The 13,350-nt window shown below is 60.4% G+C and carries 13 protein-coding genes; 12 read left to right on the forward strand and 1 reads right to left on the reverse strand.

Annotation, left to right across the window (positions count from 1 at the left end; translation table 11 throughout):
* Positions 1 to 50: 50 nt before the first annotated feature.
* The 8 genes from atzF to B9Z39_RS02370 are packed head-to-tail and all read left to right on the forward strand — an operon-like array spanning position 51 to position 7,139.
* On the forward strand, positions 51 to 1,748 hold the full coding sequence (gene atzF, locus B9Z39_RS02335) for an allophanate hydrolase (protein ID WP_108300567.1): 1,698 nt from the start codon (positions 51 to 53) through the stop codon (positions 1,746 to 1,748).
* A gap of 49 nt (positions 1,749 to 1,797) precedes the next feature.
* Positions 1,798 to 2,790, forward strand: a complete 993-nt coding sequence (locus B9Z39_RS02340) for an ABC transporter substrate-binding protein (protein WP_108300568.1) — start codon at positions 1,798 to 1,800, stop codon at positions 2,788 to 2,790.
* 3 nt (positions 2,791 to 2,793) lie between these two features.
* On the forward strand, positions 2,794 to 3,636 hold the full coding sequence (locus tag B9Z39_RS02345) for an ABC transporter permease (protein WP_233202535.1): 843 nt from the start codon (positions 2,794 to 2,796) through the stop codon (positions 3,634 to 3,636).
* Positions 3,637 to 3,638: 2 nt separating this feature from the next.
* A complete protein-coding gene (locus B9Z39_RS02350; RefSeq protein ID WP_100145873.1) occupies positions 3,639 to 4,460 on the forward strand; it encodes an ABC transporter ATP-binding protein in 822 nt (273 codons plus the stop codon).
* Positions 4,457 to 4,684, forward strand: coding sequence for a DUF4089 domain-containing protein (locus B9Z39_RS02355; RefSeq protein WP_233248900.1), 228 nt, complete (start codon positions 4,457 to 4,459; stop codon positions 4,682 to 4,684). The genes B9Z39_RS02350 and B9Z39_RS02355 overlap by 4 nt, the downstream gene beginning before the upstream one ends.
* Entirely contained in the window at positions 4,681 to 6,078 is a 1,398-nt protein-coding gene (locus B9Z39_RS02360) for an AtzE family amidohydrolase (RefSeq protein ID WP_108300569.1), read from the forward strand. The genes B9Z39_RS02355 and B9Z39_RS02360 overlap by 4 nt, the downstream gene beginning before the upstream one ends.
* The gene (gene hpxZ / locus B9Z39_RS02365) at positions 6,079 to 6,453 is read left to right on the forward strand and encodes an oxalurate catabolism protein HpxZ (RefSeq protein WP_108300570.1); all 375 of its coding nucleotides are present in this window, start codon (positions 6,079 to 6,081) and stop codon (positions 6,451 to 6,453) included.
* Positions 6,450 to 7,139: a GntR family transcriptional regulator gene (locus tag B9Z39_RS02370; RefSeq protein WP_100145867.1), complete on the forward strand. Its 690-nt coding sequence runs from the start codon at positions 6,450 to 6,452 to the stop codon at positions 7,137 to 7,139. Before hpxZ ends, B9Z39_RS02370 begins: the two co-directional genes overlap by 4 nt.
* Here B9Z39_RS02370 and B9Z39_RS02375 read toward each other — a convergent pair.
* The gene (locus B9Z39_RS02375) at positions 7,136 to 8,059 is read right to left on the reverse strand and encodes a LysR family transcriptional regulator (protein WP_108300571.1); all 924 of its coding nucleotides are present in this window, start codon (positions 8,057 to 8,059) and stop codon (positions 7,136 to 7,138) included. The two genes, B9Z39_RS02370 and B9Z39_RS02375, sit on opposite strands and share 4 nt — an antisense overlap.
* Positions 8,060 to 8,194: 135 nt before the next feature.
* Here B9Z39_RS02375 and B9Z39_RS02380 point away from each other — a divergent pair, with 135 nt between their 5' ends.
* Genes B9Z39_RS02380 through B9Z39_RS02395 form a run of 4 tightly spaced genes read left to right on the forward strand, consistent with a single transcriptional unit; the run spans position 8,195 to position 13,318 of the window.
* Positions 8,195 to 9,058 carry a fumarylacetoacetate hydrolase family protein gene (locus B9Z39_RS02380; RefSeq protein WP_108300572.1) on the forward strand — a complete coding sequence of 288 codons (864 nt, stop codon included), beginning with the start codon at positions 8,195 to 8,197 and terminating at the stop codon, positions 9,056 to 9,058.
* Positions 9,059 to 9,061: 3 nt separating this feature from the next.
* A complete protein-coding gene (locus B9Z39_RS02385; protein WP_100145861.1) occupies positions 9,062 to 11,152 on the forward strand; it encodes a hydantoinase/oxoprolinase family protein in 2,091 nt (696 codons plus the stop codon).
* A complete protein-coding gene (locus tag B9Z39_RS02390; RefSeq protein WP_108300573.1) occupies positions 11,149 to 12,903 on the forward strand; it encodes a hydantoinase B/oxoprolinase family protein in 1,755 nt (584 codons plus the stop codon). The genes B9Z39_RS02385 and B9Z39_RS02390 overlap by 4 nt, the downstream gene beginning before the upstream one ends.
* Positions 12,896 to 13,318 (forward strand): hypothetical protein, encoded by a 423-nt coding sequence (locus B9Z39_RS02395; RefSeq protein ID WP_146183260.1) that lies wholly within the window; start codon positions 12,896 to 12,898, stop codon positions 13,316 to 13,318. Before B9Z39_RS02390 ends, B9Z39_RS02395 begins: the two co-directional genes overlap by 8 nt.
* Positions 13,319 to 13,350 lie beyond the last annotated feature (32 nt).

A 13,350-nucleotide genomic window follows, 5' to 3' on the forward strand; every position in this document is an offset into this window, starting at 1 on the left:
GTGGCACACCTATTGCATTCCATCTTGGATACAAGAATGGATGCACAACAATGGTGTCACGCTCAAGCCCACATTCGCAGACGAACGCACTGGCCGATGAAGCCTGGATCACACGCCTCACGCCCCCTCTGAGTGGGGCCCATTCAGGGGCGCTCTCCGGCCTGAGCTTCGCCGTCAAAGACAACATCGACGCGGCGCAGGTGCCCACCACCGCTGCCTGCCCCGAGTTCGCCTACACCCCGTCAGAGCACGCCGAAGTGGTGCGCAAGCTGCTCGCCGCTGGTGCATTGCTGCATGGCAAAACCAACCTCGATCAATTTGCCTGCGGCCTCAACGGCACACGCTCGCCCTATGGTGCGGTGCCCAATGCGTTCAACCCGTTGTATGTGTCGGGCGGCTCAAGCTCTGGCTCTGCCTATGTGGTGGCCACGGGCCAGGTTGACTTTGCCCTGGGCACCGACACCGCAGGTTCTGGGCGCGTGCCTGCGGGCTTGAACAACATCGTGGGCCTCAAGCCCACGCGTGGATTGATCTCGGCACGCGGTGTGGTGCCAGCGGCGCAAAACGTGGACTGCGTGAGCATCTTGGCGCGCACCGTGGCCACTGCCGCGCAAGTGTTGCAAGCCTGCATGGGGCCCGATGCGGGCGACCCCTTTTCACGCCAACTCACACTCAACACCCAGGCCTTGCCAGCACAGTTCAAGTTTGGTGTGCCACAGCAGCTCGAATTCTTTGGCGACATGCAAGCCAAGCAAGCGTTCGATGCGTCCATCACGCAGATGTGTGCCTTGGGTGGCGAGCCGGTGGCCATCGACATGACGCCGCATTTGCAAGCCGCCGCCATGTTGTACGAAAGCGCGTTGGTGGCACAGCGCTACGCGGCTATTCAACCGTTTTTTGACGCCCACCCCGAGCACGTGATGGAGCCCGTGCGCAGCATCATTGGCAAAGGCAGCCACTACAGCGCCGCCGATTACTGCACCGCCGAAATACAAATGCTGGGCTTGGCACAAGTCGCACACCGCATGTGGGATGCCATCGACGTGTTGCTGGTGCCCACCGCGCCCACGCACTACACCATTGCGCAAATGCAGGCCGACCCGGTGGTGCTCAACCGCAACTTGGGCCACTACACCAACTTCGTCAACTTGTTCGACTACGCGGCGCTGTCGGTGCCCAGTGTGTTGCGTGCCGATGGCTTGCCCTTTGGCATCACGCTGATTGGCCCGTCTTGCAGCGACTGGCAATTGGCCGACTTGGGCCAGCGTTACCACCACGCCACGGGTTTGACCTTGGGTGCCACGGGCGAGCCCTTGCCTGCCATGCAAGCCATTGCGGGTTTGCAGGCTGAGCCCACGGTGCACGTGGCCGTGGTGGGTGCGCATTTGTCGGGCATGCCCTTGAATACGCAACTCACCGAGCGTGGTGCGCGCCTGCTGCACAGCACCTCCACCAGCGCCGACTACCAGTTGTTTGCTTTGCCCAACACCACACCGCCCAAGCCCGGCTTGCTGCGCGTGGCACCAGGGCAGGGCCATGCCATTGCCCTGGAGGTGTGGGAGATGCCCACGCGCCACTACGGCTCTTTTGTAGCCCTCATCCCTGAGCCCTTGGGCATTGGCACTTTGCGCTTGGCCGATGGCACCAGCGTGCAGGGCTTTGTGTGCGAGCCGCAGGCTTTGATCGGCGCGCAAGACATCAGCCACTTCGGTGGTTGGCGCGCTTACGTGGCCAGCCTGCAAGCCTGAGCGATTTAATTTTTGTTTTTTTGTTTCACCCACCTCTAGGAGAGATCTCATGAACCCATCCACCTCACGTCGCCAACTGTTGCAAGCCGGTGCCGCCAGTGCTGCCTTAGGGCTCATGGGCGCACCTGCCATCGTGCGTGCACAGTCCACTCCCAAAATTCGCATTGGCTACTGGCCCATTGCGGCGGGCCTGCCGTTTTATGCCGCGGTGGAAAAGGGCTACTTCAAAGAAGCCGGTTTGGATGTGGAGCCCATCAAGTTCGCCGCTGCCCAACAAATCATGGAAGCCATGTTGGCCGGTCGTTGCGACGGCAGCGCCAACGGCACCGGTTCAGCCAACTTGGCGATTGGCGAAATTGCCGCACCGGGCACGTTCAAAATCTTTTGTGCCAACCCCAGCAACGTGAAAAACGTGTTGGACGAGTTCTTGGTGCCCGTGGCCAGCACGGCCAAAGTCATGTCCGATCTCAAGGGTAAAAAAGTGGCCTCAGGCCCTGGCATTCAAAACGTCACCTTGGCCAAAACCGTGCTCGAGCGCGGGGGTGCCACCGGTGCCACCGTGATTGAGTTGCCCATTGGCCAACACGTGGCCGCCTTGGCCGCGGGCCAAGTGGATGCGGTCTACACCCTAGAGCCCACCGGCACCATTGGCCGCTTGAACGGCACCACCCGCGTGCTGGAAGCGGGCGTGATTTCCAAATACATCTTGGGTGACGCGATGGCCCCTTGGTTTGGCGGCTCGGCCTCGCTCACGGCGGAGTTTGTCAAAAACCATCCGGTCGAAACCAAGAAGTTCGTCACCGCTTATGCCAAAGGCGTGGCCCTGGTGCGCAGCAATGCCACCGAAGCCCGTCAGTACCTCAAGGGCTACACCGCCATTGAAGGCGCGTTGACGTCTGAGGTGCCGCTGGCCGCTTACACCCTCTACAACGAGTTCACCGCCAAAGACATTGGCCACTTTCAGAAGTTCTTTGACTTGTTCTCCGACAAGGGCATCTTCCCCTCACGCCTCATGGTCGACACCATGTTGTACAAGGGTTAAGCCATGCACGAAGCCTCCTCTCCCGTGTTGATGGCTGCGGCCAAGCAAGGCCTGGCCGACCGCGCCGCAGCGGGGGCGGTGGCCCCCGCGCGCTGGAGCCCGGCGCAGCTCATGCCGCTGATTGGGCCTGTGGTGTTGTTTGTGATTTGGGACTTGGTGGTGCGCTACAAGCTCATCAGCCCCATCTTGCTGCCTTCTCCCTCGGCCACCTTGACGGTGCTGTTCACCGGCATGGCCGGTGGCGAGCTGCTCAAAGACTTTGCCTACACCTTGGCGCGCACGCTCGAAGCCTTTGCCATTGCGGGCGTCATCGGTGTGCCCTTGGGTGTGCTGCTGGGCAGCAACGAGCGCGCTTACCGCAGCGTGGAGTTTGTGATCGACTTCTTTCGTTCCACACCTTCGTCGGCGCTGATCCCTTTGTTCTTGATGATCTTTGGTGTGTCCGACATCAACAAGGTGGCCATTGCGGCCTTTGGTGCTTTGCTGATTGTGTTGTTCAACAGCGCCTATGGCGTGATCAATGCGCGCAAGCAGCGTGTGATGGCCGCCAAGGTGATGGGGGCCACGCGTTGGCAAATTTTCAAAGATGTGCTGGTGTGGGAGAGCTTGCAACCCACGTTTGTGGGCTTGCGCAGCGCGGTGTCGATGTCGCTGGTCATCGTCATCGTGGCTGAAATGTTCATTGGCTCTGAGCGTGGCCTGGGCCACCGCATCATCGACTCACAGCAGGTGATGAATGTGCGTGACATGTACGCCTCCATCTTGTCGGCAGGTGCCTTGGGCTATGCCCTCAACGTGGTGTTTTTGGTGCTGGAAAAACGCATCGTCCATTGGAGCGGAAGGTAAGCATGACTGTTGTTCTCAACCCCATGGTGGCACCTGACCCGGCAGCACCTCCGTTTGTGCCGGGCCCCAGCGGCACGCACATCACCATCCGCAACCTCACCAAATACTTTGCCGGTTGGCCGCTGTACGAAAACTTCAACCTCGACATTCCCAAGAACAAAATCGTCTCGGTGTTTGGCCCCAACGGCTGCGGCAAAAGCACCTTGATCAACATGATCGCGGGCTTGATTCCCATCGACAGTGGCGAGATCTTGTTTGACGGCAAGTCTTTGAAAGACACCAAGATTGGCTATGTGTTTCAAAACTACCGCGAAGCCATGTTTCCGTGGATGCGCACCATCGACAACATTGCTTACCCCCTGAAGCTCGAAGGCAAGTCCAAGGGCGAGGTGGAGCAGCGCGTGCAAGAGCTGGTGGCCTCGTTCGATGTGAAGTTTGACCTCAACCGCTACCCCTACGAGCTGTCGGGTGGGCAACAACAAACCGCGTCCATCATGCGGGCGCTGGCCCCCAACCCCGAGGTGCTGTTTTTGGACGAGCCGTTCTCGGCCCTGGACTTTGAGATGACCTTGTTCATCCGCGAAAAGTTGCAAGACGTGTTCATGAAGACCGGCACCACCATGTTGCTGGTCTCGCACGACCTGGAAGAAGCGGTGTACTTGGCCGATCAAATTTTGTTGCTCACCAAGCGCCCCACCCAAGTGGCCGAAATCTTGGACTACAACGACCCCCGTCCCCGCACGGTGGAGACCCTCACTGAGCCCAGCTTTGTGAGCGCCAAAAAACTCAGCTTGGAAATTTTTCAACGCGAGGTGCGCAAATGACTCAGGCCGCAATGACCTATGCCACATTGACCGATGCACAGATGGTGCAGTACGTGCAGGTGAGCGCCACCGTGTTGGGCCTGCCGGTGGACGAGGCCCGCGTGGTGCGCGTGGCCGCGCATTTGCAGCGCACAGCCGCCATGGCGCAACTGCTAGACGGCCTGGACATGCCGCCCGAGCTAGAGCTGCCTGAAATTTATTGCCCCAAGCAGGTGACGCCATGACGCTCACCACCTTGTCTGCCCCCGACTTGGCGCGTGGCATTGCCAGCGGCCAGTTCAGCGCCTGCGAGGTGTTGGATGCGCACCTCGGTCGCATCGCCGCCACCGACACGCGGGTGAATGCGTTCACCGGCATCTGCCACGCGCGCGCCCGCACCCAGGCGCAAGCGGTGGATGCGCAGCGCGCCCGAGGCGAGGTGTTGCCCGCCTTGGCCGGTGTGCCCTATGCCGTGAAGAATTTGTTTGATGTGCAAGGCGAGGTCACGCTGGCGGGCTCCATCGTCAACCAGGGCCATGCTCCGGCGCAAGCCGATGCGCTCCTGGTGCAACAGATGAACGCCGCCGGTGCGGTGCTGGTGGGCTCGCTCAATATGGACGAGTTTGCCTATGGCTTCACCACCGAGAACACCCACTACGGCCCGTGCCACAACCCGCATGACCTGTCGCGCATCGCGGGCGGGTCGTCAGGTGGTTCAGGTGCGGCAGTGGCTGCGGGGCAAGTGCCCTTGAGCTTGGGCTCGGACACCAATGGCTCCATCCGCGTGCCTTCCTCGCTGTGCGGCGTGTGGGGCATCAAGCCCACGTTTGGCCGCTTGTCGCGCCGGGGCAGTTACCCGTTTGTGCACAGCATTGACCACCTGGGTGGCTTTGCCAATTCGCTCACTGGCTTGGCCCAGATGTACGACGCGCTGCAAACCCCCGACGCACTCGACCCCGGCTGCCATGCCCGCCGTGTGGAACCCGTCATGGGCAGCTTGAGCCACGGGCTGCAAGGGCTGCGCGTGGGCGTGCTTGACGGTTACTTTCACGACCACGCCAGTGCCCCGGCACGCGAGGCGGTGCAGTTAGCGGCCCAGTGCTTGGGGGCCACGGCGCAGGTGCGCTGGCCCAGTGCCGCGCTGGCGCGTGCGGCGGCCTTCATCATCACCGCCAGCGAAGGCGGCAGCTTGCACTTGAACGAGCTGCGCACCCGCAGCGACGACTTTGAGCCCTTGTCGGTGGACCGCTTTTGGGCTGGAGCCCTGCAACCCGCCGACTGGTACGTCAAAGCCCAGCGCTTTCGCCGCCTTTACCGGGACCAGGTGAATGCCTTGTTTGAAGACTGGGATGTGCTGCTGGCCCCGGCCACGCCCGTGTGCGCCACGCCCATTGGCACCGAGTGGCTCGACATTCAGGGCCAAACCTTGCCCGCACGCGCAGCCATGGGGCTGTTGACCCAACCCATTTCGTTTGCCGGTTGCCCCGTGGTGGCCGCACCCCTGTGGCCAACTGGCACCGAGGGCTTGCCCTTGGGCGTGCAAGTCATCGCCGCGCCGTGGCGCGAAGACCTGTGCCTGCGTGCAGCACTGGCGCTGGAGTCGGCCGGCCTGGCCCATGTGAAACCTGTGGAGTTGTAAATGGACATCAATTTGCCTGACGTGCTGGCCGAGATGCAGGCCGCCTTTGACCGCTACGAGCAAGCCCTGGTCAGCAACGACGTGGCGGTGCTCGACGAGCTGTTTTGGAACAGCCCGCACACCCTGCGCTATGGCGCCACCGAAAACCTGTATGGCTACCAAGCCATCCAAGACTTCCGGGCCAACCGGCCCTCGCAAGGCTTGGCACGCACCTGCATGAACACGGTGATCACCACCTACGGGCGCGACTTTGCCACCGCCAACACCGAGTTCGCACGCGAGGGCAACCCACGCACAGGCCGACAAAGCCAAACCTGGATGCGCACGCCTGAGGGCTGGCGTGTGGTGGCTGCACATGTGAGCTTGCTGGCATGAGCGTGGTACACCCGTCGCGTGCCGATGAGGTGTATCAGCAGCTCAAGCGTGACATTGCGGACTTTCGCCTGGTGCCGGGCGACCGCATCACCGAAACCGAAATCAGCGAACGCTTGAGCGTGTCACGCACGCCGGTGCGCCAAGCGTTGTTCAGGCTGCGCCAAGAGGGCTATGTGGATGTGCTGTTTCGCAGTGGCTGGCAGGTGCGCCCGTTTGACTTTGACAAGTTCGACCAGCTCTACGACCTGCGCCGTGTGCTCGAAGCCGAGGCGGTGAACCGCCTGTGCCATGACGACGTGCGCACCGACCGCACGGTGTTGCACAGCTTGGCGCACATCTGGCTGGTGCCGCAGGAGGCACGCAGCACAGACCAGCATCAGGTGGCCGATTGGGACGAAGCGTTTCACCACCAGTTGGTGGCGGCCACGGGCAATGTGGAGATGGTGCGCGTGCACCGTGAGGTGACCGAGCGCATCCGCATCGTGCGCCGACTCGACTTCACCTACCAAAACCGCATCGACATCACTTACGCCGAACATGGCCAGATCTTGCAAGCCGTGTTGGACCGCCGCCAAGACGAGGCCGTGCGTTTGTTGCGTGCCCACATTCAATCGAGCCAGACCGAGGTGCGCCACATCACCTTGCACCAAGTGCAGCAGGCGAGGGCGGCGGGGCACCGCGCCTAAGCCTGCTTGGGAATGTTCAACTGCCCATTCCAGCCCTGCACGGTTTCTTTGATCAGCTTTGACACGATGCGACTGGCCTGCGTGAAGTGCCCGTGCTTGGGGTGGGCCAAGGTCACATAGCGCTTCAATTCCGGGCTCACCACTTTGGCGGCTTGCAGGCTGCCGCTGCGCAGTTCTTCGTCCACCGAGAACGGCCCCAGCAAGGCATACAAATGCGGGTTGCTGGCAATGATTTCTTTTTGCACACGCAGCGAATCGGCCTCGATCACCGCTGACAAATTGAAGCCCTTGCTGCGCGCTGTTTCATCGAGGATCGAGCGCCAATGCGATGGTGGGCGTGGCAGCACCAGGGGCACACCTTCCAGGCGTTTGAAGTCCACGCTGTCGGCCTGGGTCAAAGGCAAGCCCGGACTGGAGACGAGGTAGGTGTTGGCGGTGGACAGCAGCGTTTCATCGGGCCCACTGGGCTTTTGGTAGCGAAACAAGATGGCAATGTCCACACTCCCGGTGTCTAGCAGGGCATCAAGCTCGCCCCCTTGGCCTTCACGCACATTCAAGCGAATCTTGGGGTATTGCGCATGCAGGCGCTGAAACACCTGGGTCATCAGCGGATGCGCCGCAGAGGGCAACATGCCAATCTTGACCTCGCCCATGGGCACTTTGGAGGTTTGCTGAATGTCGGCAAACAGCTCCTCGCTGTCTTTGATCCAGGTCCGCACCCGTTGTTCCACGTGTTGTCCAAATTCGGTGAGCACCACGCCACGCCCTGTGCGGCGAAACAAATGGCCGCCACAGGACTTTTCGAGTTCGCTGATTTGACGGCTGATGTGCGACTGCACCGTGTGCCGCTGTGCGGCCACTTTGGTGAAGCTGCCCAGCTCGGCCACCTCTAAGAAAAGTCGGAAATCGTTGATCTGCATGGCGTGCTTTCTGGTATGCCAATTATGGCATTTCTGAAATCTTTGAATTGACTCTATGAAGATGTGTTGCGGCTGCCTAGACTCCTACCCATCGTGTGATCGCACCCATGAAGGTGCCATGAAAAAAGGAAAAAAATGAGCTTCGTGAGTTTTGAGCAAGCCGGCCACGCCAGCTACGGTGTGTGGGTCAACGAAGACACCTGGTTGCAGGTGCCACAGGCGTTTCAAGCGCAATACCCCGACCTCAAAGCGGTCATCGCCGCCGACAAGCTCGACGAACTGGCAGCCCTGACGCGTCAAGCGGGTCAGTCTGTGCAAGCCAGCCAGGCGACCTTGTTGCCCGTGGTGCCAAACCCAGGCAAGATTTTTTGTGTCGGCCTGAATTACAAGTCGCATGTGGCCGAGACCAAGCGCGCAGACAGTGCCTACCCATCCATCTTCACGCGATTTGCAGACAGCCTGTCTGCCCACAACGCGCCCATGCCTCGCCCCAACGAAACCCAACGCTTTGACTTTGAAGGTGAGTTGGCCGTGATCATTGGCAAGGGCGGTCGCCACATCACGCAGGCCCATGCGATGGCGCACATCGCTGGCTACGCCTGTTTCAACGACGGCACCGCACGCGACTGGCAGCGACACACGCACCAGTGGATTCCTGGCAAAAACTTTCCCTTGACCGGACCGCTGGGCCCGTTCATGGCAACCACCCAAGAAATCCCCGATGTGAACCAACTCATGTTGGAGACGCGACTCAACGGCGAAGTGATGCAACACGCATCGCTGGCTGATTTGATCTTCACGCTGCCCGTGATCATCGAATACATCTCGGGCTTTACACCGCTGTCGCCCGGCGATGTGATTGCCACGGGCACACCGGGCGGCGTTGGCGATCGCCGTGAACCCCCGGTCTACATGACGGCGGGTGACGTGGTCGAAATTGAAATCACAGGCTTGGGTACTTTGCGCAACCGCATCGTCCAAGCGGCCTCACAGGAGTAACGGATGACACAGATCAGTAAAAACGGCTCGCTGCGCATTGCAGTGGACATTGGTGGCACGTTCACCGACATGGCGTGCTTTGACGAGACGACCGGCCAAATTTCATTTGGCAAGGCCTTGTCTACTCACGGCCAGTTGGTCGATGGCATTCAAAACACGCTCGACAGCGCGGGTGTGGATTTGACGAATGGCTATTTGTTTTTGCACGGCTCAACCATCGCCATCAACACCTTGCTGGAGCGCAACGGCGCCAAGACGGCTTTGTTGATCACCGAAGGCTTCCGCGACATTTACGAAATTGGCCGCGTCAACCGCCCCGACGCCTACAACCTGTTTTTCTCCAAGCACGAACCGCTGGTGCCGCGCTCGCTGCGCTACGAAGTCTCTGAGCGCTTGCGTGCCGATGGCTCGCTGCACAAACCGCTGGACGAGGCCGCTGTGCGCGAACTCGCCCGTGAACTCAAGGCTAAACATATCGAAGCCGTGGCCGTGCTGTTGTTGCACTCGTACCGCAACCCAGACCACGAGCGCCGCGTCAAGGCCATCTTGCAAGAAGAAATTCCCGGCGCATTTGTCACCGCCTCGCACGAGCTGTCGCAGGAGTACCGCGAGTTTGAGCGTGTCTCCACTGCGGTGGCCAACTCGTATGTGGGCCCCCGCGTGTCGGCTTACTTGGGCGAGCTGGAGCAGCACCTGCAAGACAAAGGCTTTGAAGGCGACTTTTATGCCGTGCAATCCACCGGCGGTTTGTTCCCGGTGGAGCACGCACGCCGCGATTGCGTGCGCATGCTCGAATCAGGCCCTGCTGCTGGGGTGATTGGCGCCCAAGCCATTTGCGCCCAACTGGGCATGCCGGATTCGATTGCCTTTGACATGGGCGGCACCACGGCCAAGGCCGGTGTGATCAGCGAAGGCCGTCCTTTGACCACCGGCAGTGCGCTGATTGGTGGCTACGAAAAGGCGCTGCCAATTCAAATTCCGATGATGGATATTTTTGAAGTGGGCACAGGTGGTGGCAGCATTGCCCGTGTGGAGTTGGGCAACTCACTGCGCGTGGGCCCTCGCTCGGCAGGCAGCATGCCCGGGCCTGTGTGTTACGGCCGTGATGGCACCGAGCCCACCGTGACCGATGCCAACTTGATCTTGGGTCGCTTGGACGAGCACAACTTCTTGGGCGGTGAAATGCCCTTGTACTTTGACCGCGCCAAGCAGGCCATGGAAGAAAAAATTGCCAAGCCTTTGGGCCTGGATGCCACCAAAGCGGCCGACGGCATTTTGCGCATTGCGGTGACGCAGATGTCGCATGCCGTCAAGGCCGTGACCACCGAGCGTGGCTTGGATGCGGGCAGCTTCACCATGGTGGTGTATGGCGGTGCCGGTCCCTTGCATGCGTCGGCCATTGCGCGTGAAATTGGCATTCGCAAAGTGCTCATTCCGTATGCGCCTGGGTATTTTTCTGCCTACGGCATGTTGTTCAGCGATTTGCGCTACGACTATGTGCGTTCGGTGTTCCGTCGCCTTGACGGCATGTCGTTTGACGAGATCGAAGCCATCTACCAGGGCATGGAAGACGAAGGTCGCGCCGCCATCGGTGCGTCCGAGATTCGCCCCGAAGAGGTGGTGTTTGAACGCGCAGCCGACATGCGCTACTTTGGCCAAGAGCACGCGGTGACGGTGGACCTGGCCCATGCGTTCTTTGAAAAGAAAGACCGTGCCGCCATCAAAAACCATTTCGACGAAGTGCATGCCATCCGCTACGGCACTTCGGCGCCCAAAGAGGCCGCTGACATTGTGAGCTTGCGCGTCACGGTGATGGGTCGCATGAAAAAGCCGCCACGCAACACGGTGGAGGCGGGCCAAGAACAGCCTGACGCCCAAGCCCTGCGCACGCATAAGCCGGTGTATTTCCGCAGTGCCGCCGCGTACGTGTCGACACCGGTGTACAAGCGCGACTTGCTCAAGTTTGGCAACGTGTTTCATGGCCCTGCGCTGGTGGAAGAACATGCCTCCACCACCGTGGTTCAGCCGGGCGACACCGTGAAGGTGGACCTGTACGGCAATTTGCAAATTTCTATCGGGAGTGACCGCACATGACCAGCAACGCTATTCCATCGACCCATGCCGTCGATCCTGTGATCGTTGAGATCATCCGCAACGGCTTGTTCGCCGTGACGGAAGAGATGAAAACCAACCTCATGCGCACGGCCTACAACCTCATCATTTATGAGGCGCTGGACTTCACCGTGGGTTTGTTCACCAAAGAGGGTGACACCGTGTCGATTGGTCTGGGATTGCCCATGTTCATTCGGGGCATGTCGGAAACCGTCAAGTCAAAGATTCGCCACTTCGGGTACGACAACATCCACCCAGGCGATATCTTGGTGACCAACGATGCCTACACCACCGGCAGCCACTTGAACCACTTCACCTTCACCATGCCCGTGTTCCATGAAGGCGCGTTGATTGGCTTCACCTGTTGCATGGCGCACTGGCTCGATGTGGGCGGCAGCTTGGGGCAAATCACCACCGACATTTTTTCGGAGGGCATTCAAATCCCGATCGTGAAGTACCAAAGCGCAGGCAAGGTCAACCAGGACCTGGTGGACATCATTGCCATGAACGTGCGTTTGCCCGAGCGGGCCATGGGCGACTTGCGGGCCCAAATCACGGCTGTCACCACCGGTGAACGCCGTTTCCTGGAGTTGGTGCAACGCTATGGCAACGACGATGTGCAGGCTTCGATCCAGCAGATCATGGACCAGTCCGAAGCCGTGGCCCGTCAAAACACCTTGTCGATTCCCGACGGCGTGTACGAGGCCGAGTCGTTCATGGACGACGACGGCCTGGAAATTGGCAAGCGCATTCCCATTCGTGTGAAGGTGACGGTGCAAGGCGATGAGATGACGGTGGACTTGTCGGACGTGAGCAAGCAGGTCAAGGGTTTTTACAACTCGGGCTTCACCACCGGCATTGCCTGCGCACAGGTGGCCTACAAATGCCTGACCACGCCCACCGACTACCCCGTCAACGACGGCAGCTTTCGCCCCCTCAAGGTGATCATGCCCATGGGCACCGTGATCAGTGCCGAGCGGCCATACCCCATGCGTGTGTGGATGACCTTCCCGATGACGGTGATCGACACCATCTTCAAAGCACTCGCTCCGGCCATTCCGCACCGCACGATTGCGGGCCACCATGCTGACTTGGTGTTCCCCAACATCCACGGCATTTCGCCCGAAGACGGTCGCTTGTTCATTGTGGGCATTGGCCCCTTGGGCGGCGGTTGGGGTGCCAAGTCGTCAGAGGACGGTGTGTCGGTGACGGTGTGTATCAACGACGGCGACACACACAACAGCCCCACCGAACAGCTCGAAGCCAAATACCCCGTGCTGGTGGAGAGTTACAAAATTCGTGAAGACAGCGCAGGCGCCGGCGAACACCGCGGTGGCTTAGGCGCAGAGATGGTGGTGCAAGCCTTGTCACCCTTCACGGTCACCACCCGGATTGACCGCATGCACTGCAAGCCCTGGGGCTTGGAGGGCGGTGGCGAAGCGGCTGGCAACGGCATCGCCATTCGCCACAAAGGCGAATGGAACAATGACTTGCCAAACGCCAAAATCTTCAACGTGCGTTTGGAGCGCGGCGATGCCTACAAGATGCTGTCGGGCGGTGGTGGTGGCTTTGGTCATCCCTTCAAGCGTGACCCGCAGAAAGTGGCACACGACACGCGCGAAGGCTACGTGAGCCGTGAAGCGGCCAAGAAGCTCTACGGCGTGGTGCTCGATGCGCAGGACCAAGTGGACCTGGCGCAAACCGAACAACTGCGAGCCCAAGTCCTTGTCTGAGGTGATCGAGGTGAGCACCGCCCAAGCCCAAGCTGCCTATCTGGCCGATCTTTGGCATCGGTTGTCGGCACAGCACATTGCGCTGGGGTGCTCTTGCACGATGACGGGCATCAGTGTCACGCTGGAAGACTTCGAGCGTGACATTGCCGATTACTTGTGGGCAGAGAGTGAGCGTCTGGGTGAGGCCGAGGTGGTGGCGTTTTTGCTCGCACCCGGCCCCATCCACGCGCAAGATCGCGCGGTGCGTGGCATTCTTGAGCGCTTGGGCACTGACGCTGCCAGCGAGACGGTGGCGCAATGGCTGCTGCCGCGCATGACCAAAACCATCGAGTCGTATGCCAAGCTCCACGGGCCAGCGCCCGAGGCGCTGCTGCTGGGGGGCTCGAACGCCTGGCGCAAGGGGTACCGTGACTGAACGGCACCACACCAATTTTTTGAGGAGACAGA

Source organism: Limnohabitans sp. JirII-29 (assembly GCF_003063395.1).
In the GTDB taxonomy this organism is placed as follows: Bacteria; Pseudomonadota; Gammaproteobacteria; order Burkholderiales; family Burkholderiaceae_C; genus Limnohabitans.

What these genes read in the sequence shown, in the direction of transcription:
- B9Z39_RS02370 (WP_100145867.1), top strand. Translation starts at nt 6,450, where the DNA reads ATGAGCGTGGTACACCCGTCGCGTGCCGATGAGGTGTATCAGCAGCTC.
- B9Z39_RS02355 (WP_233248900.1), top strand. Translation starts at nt 4,457, where the DNA reads ATGACTCAGGCCGCAATGACCTATGCCACATTGACCGATGCACAGATG.
- B9Z39_RS02390 (WP_108300573.1), top strand. Translation starts at nt 11,149, where the DNA reads ATGACCAGCAACGCTATTCCATCGACCCATGCCGTCGATCCTGTGATC.
- B9Z39_RS02375 (WP_108300571.1), bottom strand. Translation starts at nt 8,059, where the DNA reads ATGCAGATCAACGATTTCCGACTTTTCTTAGAGGTGGCCGAGCTGGGC.
- B9Z39_RS02345 (WP_233202535.1), top strand. Translation starts at nt 2,794, where the DNA reads ATGCACGAAGCCTCCTCTCCCGTGTTGATGGCTGCGGCCAAGCAAGGC.
- B9Z39_RS02340 (WP_108300568.1), top strand. Translation starts at nt 1,798, where the DNA reads ATGAACCCATCCACCTCACGTCGCCAACTGTTGCAAGCCGGTGCCGCC.
- B9Z39_RS02350 (WP_100145873.1), top strand. Translation starts at nt 3,639, where the DNA reads ATGACTGTTGTTCTCAACCCCATGGTGGCACCTGACCCGGCAGCACCT.
- B9Z39_RS02360 (WP_108300569.1), top strand. Translation starts at nt 4,681, where the DNA reads ATGACGCTCACCACCTTGTCTGCCCCCGACTTGGCGCGTGGCATTGCC.
- hpxZ (WP_108300570.1), top strand. Translation starts at nt 6,079, where the DNA reads ATGGACATCAATTTGCCTGACGTGCTGGCCGAGATGCAGGCCGCCTTT.
- atzF (WP_108300567.1), top strand. Translation starts at nt 51, where the DNA reads ATGGTGTCACGCTCAAGCCCACATTCGCAGACGAACGCACTGGCCGAT.
- B9Z39_RS02385 (WP_100145861.1), top strand. Translation starts at nt 9,062, where the DNA reads ATGACACAGATCAGTAAAAACGGCTCGCTGCGCATTGCAGTGGACATT.
- B9Z39_RS02380 (WP_108300572.1), top strand. Translation starts at nt 8,195, where the DNA reads ATGAGCTTCGTGAGTTTTGAGCAAGCCGGCCACGCCAGCTACGGTGTG.